Source organism: Microbulbifer variabilis (assembly GCF_023716485.1).
GTDB lineage: Bacteria > Pseudomonadota > Gammaproteobacteria > Pseudomonadales > Cellvibrionaceae > Microbulbifer > Microbulbifer variabilis_B.
Genome location: NZ_CP092418.1, coordinates 2884696 through 2909989, shown reverse-complemented (window position 1 = coordinate 2909989; position 25294 = coordinate 2884696). Strand labels below are relative to the sequence as shown.

The window sequence follows — 25294 nt, the reverse complement described above, 5'->3', positions numbered from 1 at the left end:
GAAAAATTACTTGTCTGCGTAGTCGTCAGAAATGCTGATACCGGTGATTTCGATGGTTTCCATGGGTACGTCCTGGTGGAAGCCCTTGCTGCCGGTTTTTACGCTTTTGATCTTGTTGACCACGTCCATACCGTCGGCCACTTTGCCGAATACGCAGTAACCCCAGCCCTGGGTGTCTTTGCTGCGGAAGTTCAGGAAGTCGTTGTCCTTTACATTGATAAAGAACTGGGAGCTGGCGGAGTGGGGGTCCATGGTGCGGGCCATGGCCAGGGTGCCGGTATCATTCTTCAGGCCGTTGTCAGCTTCGTTTTCAATGGACTCGCGGGTTTCTTTCTGCTCCATGTCGGGGGTCATGCCGCCACCCTGAATCATGAAGTTGTCGATCACCCGGTGGAAAATGGTCCCAGTGTAAAAATCGTCACGGCAGTACTGCAGGAAGTTGGCTGCGGTCTTTGGGGCCTTGTCGAAATCCAGTTCGATAGCAATATCTCCGTGGGTAGTGTGCAAGGTGATCATAAAATGTCCTATGAGGGTTGATTTCGGCCGGCATGATACCTTTTAGTCAGGAGCTGTAAAACGCCGAGTCGCGATATCATAATGGATTGCCTAAAAAGTGTGCGCCAACAGCAAAAATCATCGTCTGGCGCTCAGCTAAATAGGATATTCTGTGGCTCAACTAGGGTATAATTCGCCGTTTATGTTCGCACAGCTGTAAATAAGAGAATCCTATGACATCCGAGAGCAAGCCCGCTCACTTTTTACAGAACCTTATTCGTGAAGATTTGGCTGAGGGCCGGGTTACGCAGATCGCGACCCGCTTCCCGCCAGAGCCCAACGGCTACCTGCATATTGGCCACGCCAAGTCCATCTGTCTGAATTTTGGTCTGGCGCAGGAATTCGGTGGCACCTGTAATTTACGCTTTGACGACACCAACCCGGCCAAGGAAGAGGAAGAGTTTGTCGATGCGATTAAGCGCGATGTCTCCTGGCTTGGTTTTGAGTGGAATGGCGAGGCCAAATATTCCTCGGATAATTTTGATCAATTGTACGAGTGGGCACTGCACCTGATTAAAAATGGCAAGGCCTACGTCTGCGACCTGTCCGCAGAAGAAGCGCGTCACTACCGTGGCACGCTGAAAGAGCCGGGTAAGAACAGCCCCTACCGCGATCGCTCCGTCGAGGAAAATCTGGCGCTGTTTGAAAAGATGCGCAACGGTGAAATGGAAGAGGGCCAATGCAGCTTGCGCGCCAAGATCGATATGGCCGCGCCCAATATCAACCTGCGTGACCCGATCATCTACCGCATCAAAAAGATGGCTCACCACCAGACTGGTGATAAGTGGTGTATTTACCCCAGCTACGATTTCGCTCACGGCCAGTGTGATGCGATTGAGGGTATCAGCCACTCCATCTGCACCCTGGAGTTTGAAGATCACAAGCCGCTGTACGACTGGTTGATCGAGAACCTGCCGGTGCCTTCGCGCCCGCGTCAGTACGAATTTGCCCGCCTGCACCTCAACTACACCGTGGTGTCCAAGCGCAAGCTCAAGCAGTTGGTAGATGAAGGCCATGTGGACGGCTGGGATGACCCCCGCATGCCGACCCTGTCCGGTATGCGCCGTCGCGGCTTTACCCCGGCTTCCATTCGCAACTTCTGCGAGATGATCGGTGTAACCCGCTCCGACTCAGTTGTCGATGTGGGCATGCTGGAATACAGCATTCGCGACGATCTGGATAAAAATGCACCGCGCGCCATGTGCGTGATGGAGCCTTTGAAGATCACCCTGAAAAATTACCCGGAAGGCCAGGAAGAAATACTGTCAGCACCCGGCCACCCGGTGCGCGATGATCTGCCGGCCCGTGAACTTCCTTTTGGCCGCACTCTCTATATTGAGAAAGAGGATTTCCGCGAAGAGGCCAACAAGAAGTACAAGCGTCTGGTGCTGGGCAAAAAAGTTCGCCTGCGCAACGCCTATGTGATCTTTGCGGAAGAAGTCGTGAAGAACGATGCCGGTGAAATTGTTGAGGTGATCTGTTCAGTTGATCTGGACACCCTGGGCAAAGACCCGGCCGACGGCGTTAAGCCAAAGGGCGTTATTCACTGGGTATCTGCGGACAACAATGTCGATTGCGAAGTGCGTCTATACGATCGCCTGTTCAATGATGCGGCGCCGGATGCCGGCGGTAAGAACTTCCTCGACTGCGTAAACCCGGACAACCTGCAGATCCTAAAAGGCTGTAAGGCGGAAATCGGCCTGGCCAAAGCGGAGCCGGAGCAGGGCTACCAGTTCGAGCGCAACGGCTACTTCTGTCGCGACAGCAAGTACGGCAGCGCAGAAGCGCCGGTGTTTAACCGCACCATTGGTCTGCGCGACAGCTGGGCCAAAGAGCAAAACAAATAGTAAAGCGGAGGGCTGCCCGAGCGGCAGTTTTCGCGGCTGGGTCAATGATTGGCCCAGCCACACAGCAAAAGAATTCGAGAGAAAAGATGTCTCTACAGGTCTACAACACGTTTTCCGGGAAGAAAGAACCCTTCGTACCATTGGTGGAAGATCAGGTGCGCATGTATGTGTGTGGCCCCACCGTGTACAACCGCGTGCATATTGGCAATGCCCGCCCTGTGGTGGTGTTTGACACCCTTTACCGGGTACTGAAAAGAAATTTCAGCGATGTGATTTACGCGCGCAATATCACCGATATTGACGACAAAATCATGAAGACCGCGCGGGATAACGGCGAGGAAATTGGCGTGCTATCTGCCCGCTATGCCCAGGCTTACTACGAGGATATGGCAGCGCTCAACAACCTGGAGCCGGATATTGTCCCCTATGCCACCCAGCACTTGCCGGAAATGATCGCGATGATCGAAAGCCTGCTGGAGAAAGGTCACGCCTACGCCGCTGAGGGCCATGTGCTGTTCGCCGTGGAGTCCATGCAGGAATACGGCCAGCTGTCCAAGCGCTCCCTCGACGATATGCTCGCCGGTGCGCGGGTGGAAGTAGCGCCTTACAAAAAGTACGCTGGCGACTTCGTACTATGGAAGCCGTCCGCCGATGACGAGCCCGGCTGGGACAGCCCCTGGGGCCGTGGACGCCCAGGCTGGCACTTGGAGTGCTCGGCCATGATCAAGAAGCACCTGGGTGACACCATTGATATTCACGGCGGCGGTCGTGACCTGACCTTCCCGCACCACGAGAACGAGCGGGCCCAAAGCTGCTGCGCCAATGGCGTGGATTTTGTGCGCTACTGGATGCACAACGGCTACGTGAATATCGACGGCGAGAAGATGTCCAAGTCCCTGGGCAACTTCCGCATGGTCAAAGACCTGTTGGCGCTTTACCCTGGCGAAGTACTGCGCTTCGCACTGCTATCTGCCCACTACCGTTCAGAACTGAATTTCAGTGCTGACCTGCTTGACCAGGCTTGGCGCACCCTGGATACCCTCTACGGTGCACTGCGTGAAACCGAAGTGGTTGAGGCGCAAGCGGCAGATTTGACTGACACAGCCTTCCTTAAAGCGCTGGAAGACGATCTGAATACGCCGATCGCCATTAGCGAACTGCACCAGATTGCCCGCGATTTGAACAAGGCCGAAGACGCCGATAAAGCACGCCTAAAAGGTTTGTTGCTGGCGGCCGGTGAAATGCTTGGTATTTTGCAGCAAGACCCGGAAGCTTGGTTCAAGCAGGCCCGCGGTGGCGAAGAAACTATTTCCGCAGAGGAAATTGAAACGCTGATTGAAGAGCGCGTGCAGAGCAAGAAAAACCGTGACTTTGCCCGCGCCGATGAGATTCGCGAAGAGTTAAAATCCAAGGGTGTGGTGCTTGAGGATAGCCGCGAGGGCACTAAGTGGCGCCGCGAGTAGGGTGCCTCTAGCCCCTAAACTACATCCTTAAAAACTACGCTCACGGATTTCTCCCTGGCTGCTCGCAGCTGGGGAGAAAAAGCCACTCGAATTTCATTTGTAGAAGCGAACCATGAAAAAAGTACTTGTTCTGATCTGTTCCGCTGTTGCCCTTGTCGCACTGACCGCCTGTGAGCCCAAGCGCGGCTCCGATGCCTGGTGTGAAAAAATGGATAAAGTGCCCAAGGGCCAATGGACCCTGGATGATGGACGCGACTACACCAAGTACTGCGTCTTCAACCAAAAGCCGGAAGAGGAATAAGCGGGCCTATAGTCGTTGTTCTTCGTCGATTCCTACCAGCACTTCTTCCGCCCGCTGACCGGTAAATACCGCGAGCAGGTGGTTGAGTGCTTGCGTCTTTTGTATGAGCGTCTGTACACCGCCAAGGCTGACTACGGCGAGTCTCTGCTGCGCGAGCAGATCCTGGAAATTTTTGCCGAGGCCCTGACCCGCGCGCCCCAACTCGATAGTGAAGATGGAGTGCAGGACCCCGAGGGCCGCTTCCGCAGCCTGCGCGATCAGGCCGTCTGGGTACTGAACAGCCTGGTGGAGTTCGGTTGGCTGGAGAAGCAGGTGGACAGCGCCACGCTCACCGCTACCTATCCGTTTAGCCGCCGGGGCCGCCTTTTCACTCAGCCGCTGGTTGAAGTGAACGGCACCCGCGTGCGCACTCGCCACCGCAATACCCGCAACACCTTAAATGCCCTGGAAGCCTTTGCCAGCCGAGGTGAAATCCACGACTTGATCGATGCCTGGGAATACTCCGAGCGTATCGTGGCGGATTTCACCGATATGATCGCCGAGCTGGAAGAGCGCAAGCGGGAAATGGTGAGGGAAGTGGAGGCTCAATTGCTGGTGCAGCAGGCCACCGATGAGTTTTTCTCCTTTATGGAGAGCCGCTTCCAACCGGACCTGGCTATCCGACTGTCTGCGGACAGCGTGGAGAAGCACCGCGATTCCATCAACCGGGTGATTGACTGCATTCGCCGCAAGGAGGATATGCAGAAAGCGGAGTGGGAGAAGCGCCTGCGCCAACTGCTGCCGGAGTTGGTGCAACCGGGCCACTCCCTGCTGTGGCTGATGCTTGATACCATCGAAGACCGCATGCGCCGCGCCTGCGAGGTGAAGTTGCCCGCTTTGCGCCGCGCACTACAGGGCTTTACCAAGCGTGCGGATATTATTATCCGCCAGCTCAGCTACCTGCACAGCCAGGCTGAAGGTGAATTTGCCGACCTGTGCCAGCGTCTCGGTGAGAGCCAGCAAAAAACACAAATTCTCGAGCAGCTGGGTGAACAGTTAGGTGGCTTCCAGCTGCGCCTGTTTGACCCCAAACAAACCCAGCTGTGGCAGCGCAACCGCCGCCAGCCGGTGAATACCCGGGTTGAAGATGAAACCCCCATCGGTGAGGAGAACCGCCGCGAGATCGAGCTGCAACAATTGCTCGACCAGGCGTTTAATTTCAACAACAGTAACCTGCGGGATTATCTGAGCGATGCCCTCGGCACCGGCCGCCAGATCAACAGCCGCAACCTGCCATTGCGCGATGCGCGTGATCTGCTCGCTATGAGCCATGTGATCGAAGCGGCGGCGGTGAACCAGAGCGACGCCGCCGACTTGCAGGTGAAATTTACCGGTGAAATCGTTAGCAATGACTATTTCACCGAATTTGACGAATATATCCTGGAGCTGAAAAACAGTGATTGAACAGGCTTTGGAAGAGGCCCTGGCGCAGTGTCGCCTGAACCGCAGCGAATTTTCCGAGCTGTTGGTGCGCCTGTTGGATTACGGCGTTATCTGCCGGGATGAAAGCGTTATCGAAACCACCCTTTACGATCGCTTCCAGCGCTGCGAGCAGCTGGTGCGCGAGTGGTTGGCCCCATTGGGATTGCGTTTGCAACACGACAGTCGTTTCCAGTTTATCCGCGTGTATCCGCCCGGCGCCGAAGTGCCGGGTTTGCCGGATCAGGAAGAGCCGCACCACGGCGGCTTCCGCGCCCGCCTCAGTCAGCAGGAAGTGGCCGCGATTCTCGCCCTGCGCGTGGAATACGATAAAGCGCTGCGGGAAGGGCAGGTGGATGAGAGTGGTTACGCCGCGCTATCGATGGAAGCCCTGGAACTGGGCATGCGCAACCTGCTGAAAATGTCCCTGCCGGATAAGCACGCCGAGCGTAAAAACCTGCTGAAGAAATTGCGCCAGCTGCGTCTGGTGCAGTTCAGCAGTGAAGAAGTGGAGACCAGTGCGGAAGTTTGGTTGCGCGTGCGCCCGACCATCGCTCACTTTGTCAGCGAGTCGGTATTGCACCAGCTGATCGACAGCGAAGTCCCGCCCGCAGTAGAGAGCGGGGTCACTCAAGCTGATGAAATTGATAAGGCTGAAGAGGCGGAACAAGAGCAAGCGCTCGAACGCATCACTCCAGAAGTCGAAGATAACAGCCTGTTTGAGAGTGAAGCCGCTTCCTAGTTGAAAATAGAGGCCGCAGTAGCGGCTATAAAAAATCGAGAAACATTCGACCGCCCGGGTTTGCGTAAATTGCGCTCGGGAGCCTCGGAGAAGGGTGTCGGCTTCCCGCCTGCAAAAGACCCTACTTTTGAAAAGACCGTTTTTTTGAAAAGACTATGTTCCTAAAAAAACTGATTCTGATTAACTGGGGCAATATCCCGCAGTTGGAATATGATTTCGGCCCGATCAACTTGTTTTCCGGTGGCAACGGTTCCGGTAAAACCACGGCGGCCGATGCTATCCAGACATTGATGACCGCCGCCCACGACACCCTGTTTACTTTTAACCCGGGGCAGGATGAAACCACCCAGCGCGGGCGCGGTGGCAAGCAGGTGCGGACGCTAGCTTCCTATGTACTGGGTTGTGACGACGGCAGTTATGCCCGTGTCGAGCCTACCGACTGTTACATCGCCGGTATTTTCCATCCCACCAGCGGTGAAGACGATGCTGAGCCCTTTACCGCGGTGATGGGTATTCGCGCGCACCTGGATAGCAGCAGTAAACCCGCCCAGGCCCGCCAGAGTGATTTGCGCTTTTTCGTATTCCCCGGCGAACAGTTGGTGATGGGGGATTTTGTCCGGGATTACACCGACGGCAAACACCTGCTGCCGCTGGATAAATTTAACCAGGTCCTAAGCAAGCAGTTCGAAAAAGTAGAGCAGTACGACAAGAAAAAGGCCTACCTGCGCCGCCTTTACGGCGCTCTGCGCGGACGCCGCGATGCGGTCTCCGATCGTGAGGCCATGCACGCCGCGCGCACTTTTGCCAATTTTATGGCCTACAAGCCGGTAAAAAGCATCAACGATTTTGTCGCCCAAGAAGTGTTGGAAAAACGCGATCTGGGTGATGCCATCCGCTCCGTTTCCGAGCTGATGAAAACCATCCACAGCATGGAGCAGGAAGCCCGCCAGATTGTGGAGCGGGTCAGTTCCCTGGAGGCCATCGCTCAGTCGGTAGAGCTCTACCGGGAGCAGTGGTTGCAGTTGCGGGTGCAGGAATATTTGTGCGCACGCCACCGCCACCAGCGGGTACAAAAGAGTTATCTGAGCGGCAAGAACGACCAGAAAAAACTGCGCAACGATCTGGACAACAATGAAAGGGAGGTGCGCGTCGCCTCCGAACGCGTCGAGCAGCTCAATGGTCAGCTGGTAGAGCTTCAAGCCCAGCGCCTGGGTATTGATGCGCTGCGCAATAAGGACGAACTGGAACAGCGTATTAACAATGCCCTGAGCCTTCTGTCCCAGCAGCATACCCCCATGTCTGCCGAAGAGGCCCGCTGGCGCGAGAACCGCGAGGCCGCCGAAGAATTATTAAACCTGCTTAACTCCACCTCCGCCGAGCTGGAAATTCCCGCCTTCTCCGATAAAGCACTGGTGCAGGCGATCAAGCAGGTAGCCCGCGAGGAAGACCTGCCGGATCTGCACAAGCTGTTGGGCAAGGACTGGATTGACCATGCCGCACTGGAGCCACTGCGCGAGCGCGCTGCCAGCAGTGAGGCCCTACAGAACCGCCTCTTCGACCTGCTGGATAGCAGTGGTAAAGCCGGCGCCAGTGATGAGGTTTCTCCCAAAGAGCAGATTGCCCAGCAGGCTTCCCGCTGGGAGCAAAAAGTACAGCAATTGCAAAAGCAGCTGCGCACCCAGGAAAGCCGCATTCAGCATCTCCAGGCCAACCGCGTGCGCTACCCCCAATCGGTGGAAGCGGCCCTGGCCGCAATTCGCGAGCAGTGCCCGGAGGCGGAGCCCCGTGTCCTGTGTGATTATGTGGAAGTGCTGGATGAGCGCTGGCAGATGGCGATTGAAGGCTATCTGGGCGGTGCGCGCTTCTCGATTATTGTGGAGCCGGAACACGAGGCCCGCGCGATTCGTATCGTGCGCAGCCTGCCTGGGCGCAACAACCGCGCCCGGGTGATCCAGGGGGATAAAGCCCGCCGCGATGCGGAGCGTCTGGATACGCCGTCGGGCTCCATTATCGAACTGATGGAGTTCACCCATAAAACTGCCGAGCACTATTTGCGCGCCTCCTACGGTGCCGTGGTTCAGGTGGAGGATGAACACGAGCTGCGCGGCACCCGCCGGGGCCTGACCGCCGACGGTATGGCCAGTGGCAACTACAGCATGTGGCGCTGCGATATGGACGATGCCGAGCTGGTCTTCGGCCAGGGCGCCCGCGCCCGCGCACTGGCGGCGCAGCAGCGCGCTATGGAGCAGTTGCTGGAAGAGGCCGCCCACGTCAACGAGCGCCACCAGCTCTACCGCCGGGTCACCAATGCGGTGCGAGGGTTGGCGAATATCAAGCTGTTGTCCATTGTGGATTCCGCCCTGGCGGCCCAGCGGGAATGGCGTAGCGCCGAGCGGGCTCTGGAAAACCTGGACCTGAAGGACTTCGAGCAGTTCGAGCAGCAGGTCGATGAACTCAAGGCCCAGCTTAAAGATCAGCAGAAGCAGCTGTCGGACCTCCAGCGCAAGCATGGCTCTCTGGAGACCAAGCTGAGAAGCAACGAAAAACTCTTATACGCGCTGTCTGGCGAGCTGGAATCCCTGGACGATGCTGCCAGTGACAGCGAGGAAATGGTAAGGCGCATTACCGCCATCGACCCCACTTTCGATGCCGAGCAAGTGCTGGTTACTGCTGACGAGCAGGTAGAACGTGCGGCCGACAACTTCGACTTCTCAGCGGATATCGAAAGTTGGCAGGGACAGCTGGAGAAATACAGTCGCCAGTTGGATCGCGCGGTGATGGAGTACAACGCCACCTGTGCCAGCGTCGATACCCTGGTATTTGAGCCAGACTTGAGTGGCGGCCATAAAGATGGCCTGTTCAAGTTGATCAGTGGTCTCGGCGATCAGGTAGAGACCCTGCGTAACCGCCTGAAGAACAACCTGCTGGTGGAGCGCCACGATCAACTGCTGGGATTGAAAAAATCCTTTAACACCACTTTTGTAACCCACTTGTGCCACGCTATTTACCAGTCCATTAACGATGGTAAGCGCGTGTTGGATGATCTGAACAAAGAGCTGGAGCACCACCGCTTTGGCGCCGACCGCGAGCGCTTCCGTTTTGACTACCAGTGGGTGGCGGAATTCAAGGAATATTGGAGCTTCTTTAAGGCGGTAATCGAACTGCCGAATCTGGGCGAAGAGCAGAGCCTGTTCGACACGGACCTGGCGCCCAAGCACCGCAAGGTGCGGGATCGCCTGTTGAGTATGCTGCTGAGTGAAGATGAGCAGGTGGCGCGGCGCGAGCTGGATCGAATCAGCGATTACCGCAACTATCGCAGCTATGAGATCTATAAGGAACCGGAAGGCAAGGAGCCGATTGCGCTCAGCCAGTACGGCACCGGTTCCGGCGGCCAGCTGGAAACGCCGGCTTATATTATCCGCTCCGCAGCGGTCACTTCGGCCTTCCGCTTTGGTGAAAGCGGCAGCCATTTGCAAATGGTGCTGGTGGATGAGGCCTTCTCCAAAATGGATGAGTCCCGCTCCAAGGAAGTGATTCGTTACCTGACGGAAACCCTTGGGCTACAGCTGCTGTTCATTATGCCCAGCAGTAAATCGGGGCCTTTTATGGACCTGATCTCGAATCAGTTTGTATTCAGTAAGTGCCCCAGTGCCAAGCCCATCGGCCAGCTGAATACGCGGGTGTATGTCGATCGCAAGGTCTGCAACCAGGAGCGTATCGCCGAACTCTGGGCCAATCACCGCCGCGCGATTCGCCAGCAGGCGTCGCTGGATTTTATGGACCTGGTAGAAGTAGAGGGATAGGTATTTTCGGGGGGAACCCCTCCATTGGCAGGGAGGCAACCGATGGAAAAGACATTGCCCTATTGGGTAGAGGAAAACCCGCTGTTAATCGGCATCCTGAATTTTATTCTGGATCGGCGGGACAGCCAGCTGGAACGGGGCAAGGAAGCCCGCATTAGTTTCAGGCTGGATTTGCGCGCTGGCAGTAAGCGCTGGTTGGAAGTGTTGGAGCCCCTCAGAGACCCCGACCAAGACGAGCAAGAGCTGTGGAATGAATTGCAGCACTTTGCCAGTGAGTATCAATGTTTTGCAGTAAAACCGAACCCTAAACGGCGACCGGGTGTCGCAGAGTGGCAGGGCGCTCAGCTGATCTTTCGGGACGCCAGTGAAGAGCAGCTGCGCCTGTGGCTCAATCGTCCATCCCCCAACTTGCGCAAGTCTGCCTGGATCAGTCTGCTGGAGCCCTATGTCGATCGCTTTGAGAATCCCGCGGCTTTTCCCGTAGAGGGTTTGGAGCTTCAAGCGGGCTTCGACTCTGCCGAGGAGGTGGTCTCCTGCTGGGCCGCGATAAGTCGGGAATTGATTTTTGCCGAGCAAATCACCTGGCGGCAATTGGCCGCGCGCTGCTTTAAAGGGGATTCCAAATATCTTGATTTACCTAGTCGCCAGTCCCTGGTGCGTAACCTGTTTCCGGAGCTGAGCCGAAAGATTCGCGAGCGCCAGTTATTACTTCACGCCTACCTGCCGGAACAGTTTGCGCAGGTGATTTTTATAGAGAACCAGGATACTTTTATCAGCTTGGCGGAATTGCAGCCCAGCTCCACGGCGCTGGTGTACAGCGAGGGCTATCAGGGTGGTGCGGAGCGGATTCGCAATTGTGGCATTACTCGCTTTAGCACGATTAATTCGGCCACTACAGTTTCTCGGCAGCAATTTTCACAGTGGTGGTATGGCGATAATTTGGGTTCACTTCCCGTTTTTTTTTGGGGGGATCTGGATTATGAAGGGCTGCGTATAGCCGCCGCGCTGAAGAAAAGTTTTCCTGAGTTGCAGTGTTGGCGGCCCGGCTATGATTTGTTACTCAACTCTCTGCACGCCGGCAAAGCCCATTCTCCCGACTTGGCGGAAAAGTTCGGGCAAAAACCCATCGAAATGATCGGCTGCCAATATGCGGATGATTATTTGATCCCAGCTATCTCGGCTAATAATTGTTTTGTGGATCAGGAGGCCGTCAAAACAGAGGCTTTGCTGGAGACTCTCCCTTAACGCTGGGCTTTTTGTCGCTATCGGATAAATTTTTCTTCCTCTTAACTCTGTGCTGGCTGTTGCAGTCGTTTCAGTCAGCCTTAAAGCTTGTTTTTTATGCGCGAGATCTCGGAAGATACAGAAAATATACGGTAAAAATGCCCTTTAAAAATAACAAGGGAAGTTTCTGGAGATCTCTATGCGTCAGTTTTCCATTTTGGTCATTTTTGCTTTGGCCTTCGGCGGCGCCGCTGTTTTATATGAGAAGGAAAGCCGTAAAGTTAAAGGCGTACTGACTCAGATTACCGAACTGCAGGCGCAGATGGGAGATTTGCAGGCAGAGGTCAATCGGCTCAACAGCGAGTTGGAAGCGGTTAAGCTGGCCGAGCGCCGACGACCAACGCTAAGCACTATGGCCAGCCGTATCCGCCGGGAGTCCAGCACCTCCATGCCGCCCAAGCCCGTCGTGGAAAAGCGATTCGAGCAAAAACGCTCCGCTTTAATTGCCTCCGATGTCACCAAGGCACCCCCTGCTATCCAATCGGGGGAGGAGCAGGGTGGCCGCGAGAGTGATGAGTGGTCACGTCCCACGATGGATGCAGACCAATATCAACGGGAGTCCTCAAAAGAGGAGGTGCTGGACCCCTACCAGTAATTTTCAATCACCGGTTGATTCCTGCTGTAAAGCCCGCAAAATACCTGCCTCTTGGCACACAATGCGCCAGGTATTTCGCGGGTTTGCTGTGTCTGGCAAACGCGTTTTATAGCCACTGATTGTGAGGGGGCGATCCGGCCATGTCGTTAAATAAATTCTACTCATCGCTCAATAGTCAACTCGAAGGTCTGCTATCCGCCGAGAGGGATTGGCTGGCCAATACTGCCAATGCCAGCGCTCTGTTGTTTATGGAGTTGGAGGATATCAATTGGGCGGGCTTCTACTTTTTGCATGGTGATGAACTGCGTCTGGGACCCTTTCAGGGCAAGCCCGCCTGTACTCGTATTCCCGTAGGTGCCGGAGTTTGCGGTACGGCGGTATCCAGCGGAGAGTCTCAACTGGTAGAGGATGTGCACCAGTTTCCAGGCCATATCGCCTGCGATGCAGTTTCTGCTTCTGAAGTGGTCGTTCCACTTTACGATAATAACGGCCACTGCCTTGGGGTGCTCGATATCGATAGCCCGACCGTTGCCCGTTTCACCGCAGAAGACCTGGCTGGCTTACAGGGCTTTGCCCAAGTACTGCTGAAATCTTCAGACCTGCCACAAAGCTAATGGCACTACTGTGGCAGAAGCAGGTGGGAGACACCTGTTATGAGGTGCGCAACCACGGCGCCAGCGTACGTTTGTACAGCAATGGGGTTTTCCATTCCCAGTGGAATCCCCGCGATCCCCTTAAGGGCTCCCTGTGGGAGCTGCTTCTGCTGCCGGCCTTCTTTCTGCCAGAGAAGCGTCTGAACTCTGTATTGTTATTAGGTGTTGGGGGCGGTGCCTTGATCCGCTTGTTACAGGCTTACACCTCGGCGAAACGTATTGTTGGGGTGGACCTGGACCCGGTTCACCTACAGGTGGCCCGCCGCTTTTTCAGAGTTAAGGATGTAGAGCTGGTACATGCCGATGCCAAAGAGTATGTGGCAGATTACCTGCAAAACCCCTCTGCTGAGCCGTTTGATCTGGTCATCGATGACATATTTGGTCATTTTCAGGGGGTGGCACAGCGCGCCGTGCCGGCAAGTCAAGAATGGTGCGCCAACTTGATGCGCCTATTGCATCGGGATGGGGTTTTAGTGAGTAACTTTGGCGATCTTCAGGAGCTCCGAGACAGTGCCTGGCGTCAAAAGGCTTTGCGCAGCCGTCTGCGTGGCGCCTGGATGGCCTACATGCCCCAATACGAAAATCATATTCTGGCGGTGAGTAGGAAAACGCTTTCCCTGGCGGAGCTGAAGAAGCGCGCTCCAGCTAAAATCAATCCCGGTAGCCCCAGTTGTCGCCTGTATGCTCATCATCGACTTCTGCGTTGAGTTATCTGTCTGGAGCGCCCTGGCGGCTCGATAGGCAAAGAGAAAACTGCCACTGTCGTTTTTTTGTTGGGTGTTGTTGGCGCCCTTTCTCACTGCCTGTCTATACTGACATTAGCGACTTATTACTCCAGGGCTCGTTAATGCGGTACAAAACAGTTGAGGAAGTTATTCAGGAAGGAAGGGATTTTCATGCCAAATTGGCGCTGCAATACGAAGAGTATGAGCAGCTTGCCACCAACAAGCGGGTTGAGCTGCTCCTAGATCAGCTTCGACGACGGGAAGACTCCATGAAGCATTCACTGGAGAACTTCCACGCCGATTTGCCGCCAGGTGCCTTGCACACCTGGGTGCAATTTGCCCCGGAAGGGCGCGAGAAGGAGTTTCTGCAACGCCTGCGCAGTATCGATATAGATAATCTAGATGACATTGCCAAACTGGCTATGGATATTGAGATTTATCTGGCTGACCAATACCGGGACCTGGCCCAAGGGGCGGAGACTCCCTCGGCGCGTGAAGCCTTCGAGCGCTTGCGACAACTGGAAGAGCTGGAGGAGCACACCCTCTCGATGAACCTGTTTAACTTGCGCGACTACTAATCCTACCGACTCAACCGGTCCGCAAATTTGATTTTTGACTCCTGGCGACTGCTCGCCTAATTTAGATAGACGCCGGCAAACTGCGCCCTAAGGGCGCAGCCGGTATACACAGAAGCCTTTTTCTTTGGTGATCAACTGCACCTCAGAAAAGTAACGCGGCCCCTTCTTGAGTAGCGGAATAAACTCGTTCACCACAAACAGCGCCGTTCCGGTTATTTTCAATAACCGTGCGCTCTGTTGCAAAAAGCGATCGGTAAGATCGCCTTCCACCTGGAATCCCTGGTGGAAGGGCGGGTTGCACAGCACCAGGTCCGCAGCACCGCTTTCCAGCTCTGCCCCGGCATCGGAGGGCAGAACGACGCCCTTGATACCCTGAGTTTGAAAATTTTTCTTACAGGCGAGTAGGGCTGCGGCATTATTGTCGATAGCGGTAAAGTGGAAGCTCCCCAGTGATGCTAGTCGGGCACTGAGATAACCGTAGCCACAGCCGAGGTCGATAACTTGGGCACCTTCCTTGGGAAGCTCGGTGGTGAGCTGTTGGGCCAGCAGGGCGCTGCCCTTATCAATCTTATTCCAGCCAAACAGACCGGGCTTGCTATAAAGCCCCCCAAGCTCCGGCAGGCTGCGTAGCTGTGGGTAATCCTCCTCACCGATAGGTGTTCCACCCTGGGGATGCTCCACCCGGTTTACACTGCAATAATCGTTGCCGTACTTTTGCAGATTTTTACCGCCATCCAGGCGCTCGGCAACTTTAGCCGCGTAGCTTTTAATGCCGCTCTGCTTTTCCCCTAACAACACCAGTTCACCGCCCTCACCGAGAAACCGTGGGGCCTGGTTGATAATATGGTGAACGACGGCTTTTTCCTTGGAGACCGAATAAACAATGCGGCGGTAGCGGCGATCCAGCTCTTCAAGGTGAAAGTCGTTATAGAAGCTGCGCCCAACCTTACCCTGGGCCAGCTCGGCAATATCCCAGCGGTTGGTAAGGAGGTCACCTTCGAAGTGAAAGCCCGGCTGTAGTAAAGGCTTGCTGTTTTCATCGGCGATCCACAGGGTTTCACTCGGCACCTGTGAGATTTCCTGGAGGAGAAGCGAGGACATAGTCTTTATTGTACCGAAGCGATTTCTTCAGAAGTTAACAGCCGGTATTCGCCTTCCTGGAGCTCTTCATCCAGGAAGATATCGCCGATTCTCTCCCGGTGCAGTTCGATTACCCGGTTGCCCAGGGCGGCAAACATACGCTTGACCTGGTGGTAGCGGCCCTCACCGATAGTGATGCGCACCTCGTTAGCGTAGAGAATCTCAAGCTTGGCCGGCTTGGTTCTTTTCTTTTCATTGTTGAGCCAGATACCTTTGGCAAACTTTGCCACCGCATCTTCCTCAATTTTCTCTGCCAGCAGAGCGTAATAGGTTTTCTCACAGTGGTGGTTCGGCGAGGTCACTTTGTGTGACCACTGGCCATCATCGGTGAGTAGCACCAGCCCGGTGGTATCGATATCCAGGCGCCCGGCGATATGTAGCCTGGCTTTGTTGGGCTCGTCAATCAGGTCCAGCACCGTAGGGTGTTCGCCATCTTTGGTCGCGCTTACATAGCCCAGGGGCTTGTTCAACATAATGTAGCGTGGCCCCGGTTCGTGCAGGGGCTCGCCGTCCAGGTACAGTGCATCGCTGGCCTGTACCTTGGCGGCCGGATCGGTGATGACCTCGCCGTTAACGCTGATGCGCTCCGCCTTGGCGGCGCGCTTCACATCGGAACGGGAGAGGTCAGTCACCTGGCTGACCGCCTTATCCAACCGTATAGAACTAGCCAATCTTGCGTTCACCGGAATCGACAGATTGGTAGATCAGGGTATTGATGGTCATTGGGCCAACACCGCCGGGCACCGGGGTGTAGGCGGCAACGCGCTCAGTGAGCGGGCCCAGTTCAATATCGCCCACACCGCCTGGGTGGTAGCCGGCATCCACAACTACAGCGCTATCTTTAATCCACTCAGCCTTAATAAACTCCGGTTTGCCCACGGCGCCCACTACGATATCGGCGCGGCGGATATGTTCGGCCAGATCTTGAGTGCGGGAGTGGCAGATAGTTACGGTGGCGTTGGCGTTCAACAACATGGCAGCCATCGGCTTACCCAGGATAGGGCTCCGGCCCACAACTACGGCGTGCTTGCCTTCCATTTCGATATTGTAGGCTTCCAGCAGGCGCATAATGCCTTTAGGGGTTGCACAGCCATAGGCCTCTTCACCCATGGCCATACGGCCAAAGCCAAGGCAGGTCACGCCATCTACATCTTTCTCCAGGCTAATCGCGTCGAAACAGGCACGCTCATCGATCTGTGCCGGCACCGGGTGCTGAAGTAGGATACCGTGGACGTTGGGGTTGGCGTTGAGCGCCTCAATCTTGGCGAGTAACTCTTCAGTGGTGGTGGAGGAGGGCAGTTCCACCTGCATGGAATCCATGCCGATACGGCGGCAAGCATTGCCCTTCATCTTTACATAGGTAGCTGAAGCGGGGTCATCACCCACCAGGATGGTCGCCAGGATTGGCGTTTGCCCACCGCTCTTCTCTTTTAGTACGGCTACCCGAGCCGAGAGTTCTTCTTCAGTTTTCTGTGCCAGGGCCTTGCCGTCCAGAACCAGTGCAGACATAGATGCTATCTCTAACAATAAAAAATCGATGGCTAATAGACCGGAGTCTGCTCCAGCACCTACTGTATATAGAAGGGCGGAAGCAGGCGATTTTTAAAAACGCTTACTTTTTATCCGGTCGGATTTGCGAAGTGCGCCATTTTCGCACAGGTTGGAAATAATTTCGCCACTTCTGGGCCCAGATAGGCAAAAGGATAAACTTCTTTAAAAATAATAGCTTAGAAGCGTTGACATGGGCCGGGGGTATCATTACTATGCACGCACTTCGCAGCTACAGCGACTTACACAACCACCTACGGGACGGTTAACAGGGTCAAAGAGGTGCGAATGATTGGAAAAACGGGGCATAGCGCAGTCTGGTAGCGCGCCTGCTTTGGGAGCAGGATGTCGGGGGTTCGAATCCCTCTGCCCCGACCAATTTTCCGGGTTCACCTTGCGCCCGTAGCTCAGCTGGATAGAGCATCCGCCTTCTAAGCGGATGGTCGCAGGTTCGAGTCCTGCCGGGCGTGCCATCTTCACGAGATGGTGCTGGTTTGGCAAAAAGGACTTAGTCTGAAGCCAGATTGGCTGCAAGAGGTATCCGGCAATCAGTACTGCCACAAGGTGCTGAAGTATATCACTTTTATGGTGGCCGTAGCTCAGTTGGTAGAGCACAGGATTGTGGCTCCTGAGGTCGCGGGTTCGATCCCCGTCGGCCACCCCAGATTCTTCCTTGTTTATCAAGGACTTAAAACCTCGCCTAGTGCGGGGTTTTTTCGTTTCTGATTCCAGCGTGGTAATTTGGTGTGGTAATTATGGCCTCAATCTATGTTGAGGTTTCAAGTGATATCAACTTTTAGCTAAGGAGAAGCGATTTTAATGGCTAGTCAGTTGGAGGTGTTCCGGGAGCTTCTGAGCGAAATAGATGAGTCTGAGGAGCTGCAAAGAAAGTTTGACCAATTGAGTCAGTTGTCTTCAGAGGGGGCGGTGCATGATCCTGTGCGGGCCCGTTTGGAGTTGAAGAAGTGGAAGCAGGAGTTGCAAGGGTTTTATCGATCACTTCGAATAATGATGAAGAGGATGCGCTCTACCTCTCCTCAATCCGAACAAGAGGATAGATTACGCAGATTACTGATTGATCAAGCAGAAGAGAAGATGGAGCACATAGGTAATTTTTTTGAAAGAATTGATACGCAAATTTGGCTTTTTGAAGAATTGATTCGAAGTAATCAAGAAAAGAAGCAGATAGAGTTTACTGAGCGGGCATTAAGTGAATCTGAGCGCGCGAATTCTATTGCTCAGGAAGGTGTGCATGTTGCAAGTGAGAGCTCTGAATCAGCCAAAATGAGTGCGGATGCAGCAAGGGATAGTGCTGAGATTGCACGTAAAGGCGCCGTGCATACTAGAAGGGGAGTTTGGGTTGCTGCTGGCTCGGCTTCCATAGCTGCTCTAGCTCTTTTTTGGCAGATCGTTTCTCAAAATAAAGATGTTTCTGTAAATCTAAACTCCCCTGTGGCTTTACAGCCAGTCATTCTCTCTGATGAATCAATAAGTAACCTAACTCACGCAATTGCAGTTGAGTTATCTAAAGTGAAAGGTGAGCCGGTCACTTTATCACCTGAATCAATTGAGGAATTGAGAGCTGTACTGAGACTTGAACTTGAAAGAGATACTCATATTGAAGTTGTAGAAACCAAAGAGAATGCAAAGCAAAAGGCAAACTAAATTATTTGCCTTTCTTTGGGCGCTTCCGGTCTAGGCTGACAACTTTATCTGCTGTTCGATTGTATCGCTCTGCCATCGAGCGGGTTTTATGTCCGGTAAATTTCTGCACATCGCCGTCAAAATCACTGGCGGCTTTAATTTTCAAATCGTGAAAACGAAATCGCTCCTTAATAACTCCCGCTTCAAGCGCAGCTCGCTGTTCTCTTAGCCAGGTGGCATTAAAGCCCATGCGGGTGAAGGGGCGCCCGATGCGGCTGCGAATAATATGAGCTGTTTGAATTTGTGCATCAACATTGCTTGCGAGTGCGCGATCCACGGCTTCCCTTAGTGCTGAGCTCCAGAGTTTTATCTGTGCTTTTCCGGTCTTGCTTTGAATAACAAGCAGACCATCTTCTTTCATATCTGTTCGCGTAAGTGCCAATACATCCTGTTGTCGGGCTGCACACAGATAGCTGATCTCCATAGCGCACTGATGCATAATGTGGCCGCGCTCACCAAGCCATTCCCAAAAGGCTTCATACTCCCAGTCTTCCAAATAGCGACCGCCAGCTTTTTCCTTTAGGGCTTTAACTACCACTGTAGGGTCTTCGATTTTTACAAACCCTCTGGCCTTACCCCATTTCATCACAATGCCTAGAAAGGTTTTTTCTCGGTTTGCTGCGGTAGGGTGTTCTGCGCCACGGGCATCCAAAAACATTTGTACCAGTGGTGAAGTGATTGAGTCTGGTGTCATTTCTCCAAACACTATCAATATACGTTGGCTGTAGCGGTGGTAGTCTTTTTGAGTTTGTGGCTTGATGTGCTTGGTGTACTGAGGTGATGCAAAGTACAGCTCAACAAGGTCTTTAAAAGTGAATTCCTTCTCGACTAGGCCCGCAAGGTAGCGTTCATATGCCGTCCAAACTTCTGCTTTGCTGGCATCCTGTTTAGCTAAGTGCTTAGTTGGGTAGCCCCTTCGGTTTACTCGAAAGCCATTCTTGTACCGCTCAACATGTGGTGGCATCCATGCATTTTCGGGGTTGCGCCTTCTGCCCATTAGCTTGCTGCTCCAAGGTTAAAGCCTGGGGGTAGGTTAACACCGGCTAAGTCGGGTTTTGAGGCCCCTCGGGCCAGAATGGCTTGATTAACCATTTCCCAGGTGAGTGCGGGGGATCGGTCCTTTTTCAGCACATAAGGAATCCGATTGGCATCGAGAATACGCTTTTGTTCCTCAGCATTCTCGGCACCAGCGCCTGTTAGGCGGGCTATCTCATGCTTGGTTAGCAAGTTACCCATCGCACATCCCTCGCGTTGTTGTCTTCTACCTAAAAAGCCCACACTTGGCGGGCTGAGAAAGCTGTCTTGAGATGAGCTCAGGCGTATTGCGGTTCTGCCTGGGGTTTTGATTCTGGGTGAGGGCAGTCTTTGGGTTTCTCCTCAATGATTTTTTTATCGACTATGCGATAAATTTTTGCCTTGTCAGTTTTCTTGTCGAATATCTGAGCCCAGTGGGTAAACGGGTCATTTTGAGCGATGCGCTGTACTTCTTCGAAGGCCTCCTTTTCAGTGGGGTAGGAGCGCTTGAAATCTTTGATGCCGCCCATCAATAGGTTGTAGGTGCCAGTTAGCAGTGCGTATCTTTCCATTGGATTTTCCCATTTTGAAAAATGGGCTCCATACCGGCAGCCCAAGGATGGTTACCTCTGACTGAATGCGCCGGGGCGCGGTTAAATTTCTAGCTGGCTTGGGAGATGGAGTTCTTTTCGATCAGATCCCGAATCCACACCATGCCTTTCGATGTCACTTTGGTATTGATATACGGCACCTTCACTGGGCCGCGGCTATATTCGGCATTCTCTGCAACCAGTAGCCCCTGCTGTACGGCGGACTTTGTCGGTGAGTTACGCATAGGTTCGCGGCTATGCAAAAGGTCGCTATTTCGTAGAACCTTTAACAGGTTGTTTCTGCCCATTTCTAAAGTTCGGGCGGCCTGGGTGATGGTGAAGAGTTTTTCCTTTTTCACGCTGCCTCCTGGTCCTTCAAGTTTTGTTCTGATGGTTGGCCCTGAATAGCTTCGGAGAGAGCGGCTATCTGCTCGCGCATACCGTTTATTTGTAACTGCTGGGCTTTTACCGTGGCCATTAGGTCTTGGGTGATTTGCAAGAGCTGGGAAAACTCATTCATGGTTTGTGCCTACCACTTTCTTGAACTTTCTTTCCCGGCCAATTGCCGGCTCCCAGTATTTGCAAAGCTGACAACTCCAGCCGCGCAATAACAGCTTCCCGTTGAATACCGGCTCTGCGGGTTTTCCGCAGTGGGTGCAGTGTATTCGTGGCAGCTGCTGCAGCTGGTTCATGCTGCACCTTTCCTCTGGGTTTCAAGGTGAGACCACTCGACACAAAGGGTGTGAAATTTTTTATCGCCCTGTGCGATTACGTTTTGGGGCTCCTTGCCTTGATAGCGAAGTGTCATCACGTTGAGGGCGTGCTGATAGTTCTCCCCATCAAGTAGTGATAACTCGGCAACGGGAACCGTAAAATCGTTGCTGTTCCAAGCCGAAAGCAACACCTGTGCGGCAATTGCACTAGCACCGGAGTATCCGTTGGCAACGCGGAGCAGGGTTTCCACGCTCAGGGTTGGGCTGAAAGTATTCATGCTGTATCACCTCCAAATGGGGGGCAGTCGTTGTGCTGAGTTGGCCGTGCAAAAGTGGGTTTTGGCTGTACGAACCGGATGAGCATTTTGCGATCCGCGTTGGCGATATCGGTGCGCTGCTTGAGGCGATCTACGTCGTTTTTGCTCGTAGCCGTTGGATGTACAAACACGGTGGCGGTCATGCGATTCCCTCCCGGTTGTTGCGGATGCGAATGGTTCGAACTGTGGGGCGGCGCTGGAAGCGGGTGCGTAATTGGTCTTGAGCATCAACACCCATGCCGCTGAGTACGCAGGCGAGCAGAGCGAATTGAATCAATCCGTGCTTTACCGCCTTGGCCACCGCTTCAGTACTGTTGCGGGCATGCAGCTTGTAAAAGCATTCCGCCAGCAAGTTGGTGACATTCGCTACAGAGCACCGCATAGCTTCGGCGGTTTCTTTGTTGGAGAGGCCTCGGGCTCGATATGCCAGCGCTTCAGCTTGGCGTGGTGCTAGTGGCCTGTGATTGATGGCGGTGTGCATTGGGTGCCCTATCAGTTGCCGGTAAGGCGACAATAGTAAAACCCTATTCGCTGGTCAATAGGCTTTTACTATTCTGTGTTTATCTGGGCGCCATTTGGTCGGCCCCTGATTTCGTTAGAGGCTGGGTAAAGAAAATTACATTGCATTGTTTGAGATGGCGGTCGCACGTTTGTGTGCAACCGCTAGCTGAAGAGCTTTGGTAGAAGAGTTATTCCGGGTAGAAGGATCCAATGATTACGCCACAAAAACTCACCTCTAAATCCGTGATGTCGAGTGTGGGATAATTTGGATTGATGGGGCGCAAAAATAAACGTCCCATATCTTCCGCAAATGTCTTGAAGGTAGCTTCGCCATTCAAGCGAGCGATTACGCGGCTACCGTTTGCCACGGGTTTTTCTGGGTCGACGAAAATAATTATCCCTTCTGGGTAGCTTCTTTGCCCAGGATATGGGCTTGCCATGCTGTCACCTTTCACTCGTAACGCATAAGCATAATCAGAGTGGGGTGTAGGGCAGGGTAGCCACTCTTCGGCGTCACCTGGCTGTAAGAGATCCATCGCTTCGCAAAACTGCCCAGCTTGCACCCAGCTGATTAGTGGGATGCGCCCCTTAATTTCTGGACCTTTTGTCAAATTGTCGGATGTGGATACGTCGGGCTCATTAGCTTGTGGCCAATCCATCCAGCCAGTCTTCAGCCCGAGAGCAGCTTCAATTTTCCTGGCAGTGCGGGATCCAATGTTGGTGTGGCCGCCACAGAGCTGGTTGATGTAGTTGTTGTCTGGGTAGCCCAGCTTCTCAGAAATGGTATTCCTGCCGTGCTTGTCGGCTAGCAGATTGAGGTTGTCTTTGCGGATGTCTTTGATTTCCATCGCTTAATTATGCCATTAGGAAAACGCTAACCGTTATTAGGGAAACACTATTGACTGAGGAATAGTAATTCCCTATTGTCTCGTCAAGGAGGGCTAACCAATGACGCCGCGACAGTTCTATTACACGTATTCAAAAGAAAGGGTGGAGCAGGTGGCTATGCAGGCTGGAACCACCTTTGCCAACTTCAAGCAAATTGCTGTTGCTCGTGGTGCAGTTGGGCGAGGTTTGGCGGAGAGATTGTGCAAAGCATCTGGTGGGATGATTTCCGAACTCGAGTCTTTATATCCGGAGCGTTACGAAAAGCCTGTAAACGTTCAGCAAGCAAGTTAACTGAGCATGAGTTTGCAGGCGAAGCCTGAAGAACAATCATTTTCAAATTCCTCTGTTGTGACTTGGTAATTCTGCTGCTTGTGGAGTAGGGCGGTAATCCGGTGCGCTATATGGAAATTTATACAGGAGGTGGGTGGTGAGCTTTGAAGCTGCGGCATGGGCCATTAAACGCAGGACCAGAACACCAACAGCAAAGCTGGTTTTAATCGCGTTGGCTGATTGCCATAACAGTGATACCGGGCAGTGTGACCCGGGCAATGCCTACCTGGCCGACGTTGCGCAATGTACAAAGCGTTCGGTGATTAATGCCATCGAAGAGTTGGAAGAACTGGGCTACCTGAGCGCCGAAAAATCCAACGGGCGCAGGACCAATTATAACCTCTTTTTACACGTAAACCGGTGCAATGATTTCACCGGTGAAAAATCTTCACCGGTGAAAATAAAACACGAACCGGTGAAATCTGTGCACCCAACCGGTGAAAATGACAACACGTCCTTCTCTATAGAACCAGTAAGAACCAATAAGAAACCAGTAGAGAGAGGCACAGTTCCAAATCGCGCCAACCCCAAACGCGGCACACGCTTGCCTGGAAACTGGATTCTCACGGACAAATTCCGCACCGAAGCCCAGCGCCTCCGCCCAGACCTAATCCCCCGAATCCACGACATTGCCGAAAGCTTCCGTGATTACTGGATATCCCAGCCCGGGCAGAGGGGCGTAAAACTCGATTGGCTCGCCACCTGGCGCAACTGGCTAAAACGCGAGAAGTACTTCGCACCCCAACCTCAGGCGTCAGGGCAGCGGCTAACGCGAAACCTCAGCGCAGTAGAAATCGCAACGGATACCAATTGGTAAAACCCAATCATCAAGGAGAGCTCACCATGTGCGCAGTCACCATCCCAGAAGCCATCGAAAGGATTTCCACAACCAACCCCAGCAGCCCGCTGGCCGTATTCCGCACCAAGTACGCTCACCTTGTGGAGGTTGTGTTCGCGAATACGGTGGTTACCCAATTCTGGATAAACCAGGGCCACATAAATTACCTGGGGACGTATCACCGAGACAATTTGCATGCAGCCGAAAGGCGGCTTCAGGATTATTTCGAGAGTATGCCGCAGGCTGCTTGATGGGGTGCTTAGCTGGTTCTTGGTTTTAAAGATTCGAAGGGGGAGGGGCAATGTCCGAATTAGGTGTACGTGAACTGTTGTGGGAGTGGTCCCGAGCCTACCAGGAGAGAGCAGGAGATTCAGTATCTTGGCCCCGTATGTCCTCCTTTGCTAGGAATATGAAGTCAAATTATCGAGAGAATCCAGAACCGGTGAACGAGGGAAGGGCGGAAGAAACTGACCAAGTTGTTGGTATGTACCTTCGAGCGGTAAAGGGGCGCAATAACCAAGATAAGGCCAGAATTGAGTTAACAGTATTTTGGCTCCGTTACTTCCGAAGATGGGAATTGCAAGAGGTGGCAAAGGTGGCAAAAAAATCGGTAGCTAGCATTAAGATTCTATGCCAAATCATTGAGTCCAGCATAGAAGTGGGCTACAAGATGCGAGAGCGGCTTTAGCAAGGATGAGGAAAGGCCCTTTCCCTTCCAGTTAATTAAGTACAATTTTTTATTATACCAATTTGCTCTGGCCATTGGCGCCTTAATTATTAAGCCTTATTAACAGTTAAGGTCGATTGTATTCGATATTGTATTTTTACATAGTATCTATGTTTTGGCCTAACCTGCTATTTAAGTATTAAGAATTTCCTGCTATTAAGGAGTTTTACTATGCGAAACAAGACCTTAAAGCTGTTAGTCTTGTTCCCATTGCTGCTTGGGTTACCTTTATTTGCTAATACGTCGGAGTTAAAAGTCGCTATAGCTAATGATGCACCTCCTTATGTTGCTGATAACGCAAAGAGTGGGCTTGAAGTCGAAATAATCCAGCAGGCATTGCCTGGGTATTCAATAAAATTCTTGCAGATGGGTTGGGGGGATATTCAAAATGCTATTAAAAATGGCATAGCAGATGCTGAGACAAATGTGTATGAGCATGGCGAGGCGGGTGGCCATTATTTCTCAAATAACTATGTTGGATTTGTTAATTACGCAATTAGCCGCAAGAGTGAAGATATTAAAATAGATAATGTGAACGATCTTGTAGGGCACCATGTCATTGCCTGGAAGGGGGCTCACCTGGATCTAGGGCCAGAATTTGAGCGCCTTTTCTCGCCTGGAGGGGCAGGTAGCAAAAATTATGTCGAGATACAAGATTCACGAGATCAGGTCCGGGATTTCTGGAAGAACGAAGATTCTATTGCCATTATCGATAAGAGTATTTTTACTCACTTCTCCATGAATCAGGGGCACTCAATGGATGAGGTGGATACTCACAAGGTCTTTTTACCGGTATCGAAATTTAAAATGGCGTTTAAGGATGAAAAGACCAGAGATGAGTTCAATAAAGGGCTGGCCCGTCTTTGTTCTACAGGTGAATATGCAAAGCTTCTTAGGAAGCATGGTATTCAGGAAAAGGCGAATATCTGCGAATGAGCTGATGATCTAGATGCTATTAGAAGCTTTTAGGATTTACTGAT

The 25294-nt window shown here is 53.1% G+C and carries 29 protein-coding genes and 3 tRNA genes; 19 read left to right on the top strand and 13 right to left on the bottom strand.

All coding sequences use genetic code 11. The features are described 5' to 3' along the window. Positions 1 to 6: 6 nt before the first annotated feature. Entirely contained in the window at positions 7 to 516 is a 510-nt protein-coding gene (locus MJO52_RS13090; protein ID WP_252082100.1) for a peptidylprolyl isomerase, read from the bottom strand. 212 nt (positions 517 to 728) lie between these two features. Here MJO52_RS13090 and MJO52_RS13085 point away from each other — a divergent pair, with 212 nt between their 5' ends. The 11 genes from MJO52_RS13085 (at position 729) to MJO52_RS13035 (ending at position 14004) form a co-directional block, all read left to right on the top strand. After that, positions 729 to 2402: a glutamine--tRNA ligase/YqeY domain fusion protein gene (locus MJO52_RS13085; protein ID WP_252082099.1), complete on the top strand. Its 1674-nt coding sequence runs from the start codon at positions 729 to 731 to the stop codon at positions 2400 to 2402. Between the two features lie 86 nt (positions 2403 to 2488). Beyond that, positions 2489 to 3865, top strand: a complete 1377-nt coding sequence (gene cysS / locus MJO52_RS13080; RefSeq protein ID WP_252082098.1) for a cysteine--tRNA ligase — start codon at positions 2489 to 2491, stop codon at positions 3863 to 3865. A 112-nt stretch (positions 3866 to 3977) separates the two neighbouring features. Next, positions 3978 to 4166, top strand: coding sequence for a DUF3012 domain-containing protein (locus tag MJO52_RS13075; RefSeq protein ID WP_252082097.1), 189 nt, complete (start codon positions 3978 to 3980; stop codon positions 4164 to 4166). A 15-nt stretch (positions 4167 to 4181) separates the two neighbouring features. Further along, positions 4182 to 5609, top strand: coding sequence for a Wadjet anti-phage system protein JetA family protein (locus MJO52_RS13070; RefSeq protein ID WP_252082096.1), 1428 nt, complete (start codon positions 4182 to 4184; stop codon positions 5607 to 5609). Further along, positions 5602 to 6366, top strand: coding sequence for a DUF4194 domain-containing protein (locus MJO52_RS13065; RefSeq protein WP_252082095.1), 765 nt, complete (start codon positions 5602 to 5604; stop codon positions 6364 to 6366). Before MJO52_RS13070 ends, MJO52_RS13065 begins: the two co-directional genes overlap by 8 nt. Positions 6367 to 6521: 155 nt before the next feature. Further along, positions 6522 to 10169 carry an ATP-binding protein gene (locus MJO52_RS13060; RefSeq protein WP_252082094.1) on the top strand — a complete coding sequence of 1216 codons (3648 nt, stop codon included), beginning with the start codon at positions 6522 to 6524 and terminating at the stop codon, positions 10167 to 10169. A 42-nt stretch (positions 10170 to 10211) separates the two neighbouring features. Beyond that, positions 10212 to 11414, top strand: a complete 1203-nt coding sequence (locus MJO52_RS13055) for a Wadjet anti-phage system protein JetD domain-containing protein (RefSeq protein WP_252082093.1) — start codon at positions 10212 to 10214, stop codon at positions 11412 to 11414. 178 nt (positions 11415 to 11592) lie between these two features. Further along, positions 11593 to 12048: a hypothetical protein gene (locus MJO52_RS13050; RefSeq protein ID WP_252082092.1), complete on the top strand. Its 456-nt coding sequence runs from the start codon at positions 11593 to 11595 to the stop codon at positions 12046 to 12048. Positions 12049 to 12188: 140 nt separating this feature from the next. Then, positions 12189 to 12662, top strand: coding sequence for a GAF domain-containing protein (locus tag MJO52_RS13045; RefSeq protein ID WP_252082091.1), 474 nt, complete (start codon positions 12189 to 12191; stop codon positions 12660 to 12662). Further along, on the top strand, positions 12662 to 13408 hold the full coding sequence (locus MJO52_RS13040) for a methyltransferase domain-containing protein (RefSeq protein ID WP_252082090.1): 747 nt from the start codon (positions 12662 to 12664) through the stop codon (positions 13406 to 13408). The genes MJO52_RS13045 and MJO52_RS13040 overlap by 1 nt, the downstream gene beginning before the upstream one ends. 140 nt (positions 13409 to 13548) lie before the next feature. Then, a complete protein-coding gene (locus tag MJO52_RS13035; RefSeq protein ID WP_152453116.1) occupies positions 13549 to 14004 on the top strand; it encodes a hypothetical protein in 456 nt (151 codons plus the stop codon). An 87-nt stretch (positions 14005 to 14091) separates the two neighbouring features. Here the strand turns inward: MJO52_RS13035 and MJO52_RS13030 are convergent, their stop codons facing one another. From MJO52_RS13030 to folD, 3 genes are read right to left on the bottom strand one after another with little or no spacing between them, the layout of a single operon-like run. Then, the gene (locus MJO52_RS13030; RefSeq protein ID WP_252082089.1) at positions 14092 to 15072 is read right to left on the bottom strand and encodes a class I SAM-dependent methyltransferase; all 981 of its coding nucleotides are present in this window, start codon (positions 15070 to 15072) and stop codon (positions 14092 to 14094) included. A 38-nt stretch (positions 15073 to 15110) separates the two neighbouring features. Further along, positions 15111 to 15815: a 16S rRNA pseudouridine(516) synthase RsuA gene (rsuA, locus tag MJO52_RS13025; protein WP_252082088.1), complete on the bottom strand. Its 705-nt coding sequence runs from the start codon at positions 15813 to 15815 to the stop codon at positions 15111 to 15113. Continuing rightward, entirely contained in the window at positions 15808 to 16653 is an 846-nt protein-coding gene (folD, locus tag MJO52_RS13020) for a bifunctional methylenetetrahydrofolate dehydrogenase/methenyltetrahydrofolate cyclohydrolase FolD (RefSeq protein WP_252082087.1), read from the bottom strand. Before folD ends, rsuA begins: the two co-directional genes overlap by 8 nt. Positions 16654 to 16993: 340 nt before the next feature. Here folD and MJO52_RS13015 point away from each other — a divergent pair. The 4 genes from MJO52_RS13015 (at position 16994) to MJO52_RS13000 (ending at position 18357) form a co-directional block, all read left to right on the top strand. Then, positions 16994 to 17070, top strand: a tRNA-Pro gene (locus MJO52_RS13015). An 18-nt stretch (positions 17071 to 17088) separates the two neighbouring features. Continuing rightward, a tRNA-Arg gene (locus MJO52_RS13010) sits at positions 17089 to 17165 on the top strand. A 115-nt stretch (positions 17166 to 17280) separates the two neighbouring features. Then, a tRNA-His gene (locus tag MJO52_RS13005) sits at positions 17281 to 17356 on the top strand. Positions 17357 to 17511: 155 nt separating this feature from the next. Then, on the top strand, positions 17512 to 18357 hold the full coding sequence (locus MJO52_RS13000) for a hypothetical protein (RefSeq protein WP_252082086.1): 846 nt from the start codon (positions 17512 to 17514) through the stop codon (positions 18355 to 18357). Position 18358: 1 nt separating this feature from the next. Here the strand turns inward: MJO52_RS13000 and MJO52_RS12995 are convergent, their stop codons facing one another. The 9 genes from MJO52_RS12995 to MJO52_RS12955 form a co-directional block, all read right to left on the bottom strand. Continuing rightward, positions 18359 to 19393: a tyrosine-type recombinase/integrase gene (locus MJO52_RS12995; protein WP_252082085.1), complete on the bottom strand. Its 1035-nt coding sequence runs from the start codon at positions 19391 to 19393 to the stop codon at positions 18359 to 18361. Next, positions 19393 to 19632: a DUF4224 domain-containing protein gene (locus MJO52_RS12990; protein WP_252082084.1), complete on the bottom strand. Its 240-nt coding sequence runs from the start codon at positions 19630 to 19632 to the stop codon at positions 19393 to 19395. The genes MJO52_RS12995 and MJO52_RS12990 overlap by 1 nt, the downstream gene beginning before the upstream one ends. A gap of 77 nt (positions 19633 to 19709) precedes the next feature. Continuing rightward, complete coding sequence (locus tag MJO52_RS12985; RefSeq protein WP_252082083.1) at positions 19710 to 19982, bottom strand: hypothetical protein; 273 nt, start codon at positions 19980 to 19982, stop codon at positions 19710 to 19712. 89 nt (positions 19983 to 20071) lie between these two features. Then, complete coding sequence (locus tag MJO52_RS12980) at positions 20072 to 20359, bottom strand: phage antirepressor KilAC domain-containing protein (RefSeq protein WP_252082082.1); 288 nt, start codon at positions 20357 to 20359, stop codon at positions 20072 to 20074. Beyond that, positions 20356 to 20520 carry a hypothetical protein gene (locus MJO52_RS12975; protein WP_252082081.1) on the bottom strand — a complete coding sequence of 55 codons (165 nt, stop codon included), beginning with the start codon at positions 20518 to 20520 and terminating at the stop codon, positions 20356 to 20358. The genes MJO52_RS12980 and MJO52_RS12975 overlap by 4 nt, the downstream gene beginning before the upstream one ends. Then, the gene (locus MJO52_RS12970; protein WP_252082080.1) at positions 20513 to 20692 is read right to left on the bottom strand and encodes a hypothetical protein; all 180 of its coding nucleotides are present in this window, start codon (positions 20690 to 20692) and stop codon (positions 20513 to 20515) included. Before MJO52_RS12970 ends, MJO52_RS12975 begins: the two co-directional genes overlap by 8 nt. Continuing rightward, complete coding sequence (locus MJO52_RS12965; protein WP_252082079.1) at positions 20689 to 20991, bottom strand: DUF7673 family protein; 303 nt, start codon at positions 20989 to 20991, stop codon at positions 20689 to 20691. The genes MJO52_RS12970 and MJO52_RS12965 overlap by 4 nt, the downstream gene beginning before the upstream one ends. A gap of 178 nt (positions 20992 to 21169) precedes the next feature. Further along, positions 21170 to 21511: a response regulator transcription factor gene (locus tag MJO52_RS12960; protein WP_252082078.1), complete on the bottom strand. Its 342-nt coding sequence runs from the start codon at positions 21509 to 21511 to the stop codon at positions 21170 to 21172. Between the two features lie 208 nt (positions 21512 to 21719). Next, positions 21720 to 22379: a LexA family protein gene (locus MJO52_RS12955; protein WP_252082077.1), complete on the bottom strand. Its 660-nt coding sequence runs from the start codon at positions 22377 to 22379 to the stop codon at positions 21720 to 21722. A gap of 100 nt (positions 22380 to 22479) precedes the next feature. On the opposite strand from MJO52_RS12955, the gene MJO52_RS12950 reads away from it, so the two are divergent. The 4 genes from MJO52_RS12950 (at position 22480) to MJO52_RS12935 (ending at position 25250) form a co-directional block, all read left to right on the top strand. Further along, positions 22480 to 22710, top strand: a complete 231-nt coding sequence (locus tag MJO52_RS12950; protein WP_252082076.1) for a hypothetical protein — start codon at positions 22480 to 22482, stop codon at positions 22708 to 22710. Between the two features lie 136 nt (positions 22711 to 22846). Further along, positions 22847 to 23566: a helix-turn-helix domain-containing protein gene (locus tag MJO52_RS12945; RefSeq protein ID WP_252082075.1), complete on the top strand. Its 720-nt coding sequence runs from the start codon at positions 22847 to 22849 to the stop codon at positions 23564 to 23566. 322 nt (positions 23567 to 23888) lie between these two features. After that, positions 23889 to 24275 (top strand): hypothetical protein, encoded by a 387-nt coding sequence (locus MJO52_RS12940; protein WP_252082074.1) that lies wholly within the window; start codon positions 23889 to 23891, stop codon positions 24273 to 24275. A 210-nt stretch (positions 24276 to 24485) separates the two neighbouring features. After that, positions 24486 to 25250: a substrate-binding periplasmic protein gene (locus MJO52_RS12935; protein WP_252082073.1), complete on the top strand. Its 765-nt coding sequence runs from the start codon at positions 24486 to 24488 to the stop codon at positions 25248 to 25250. Positions 25251 to 25294: the final 44 nt, after the last annotated feature.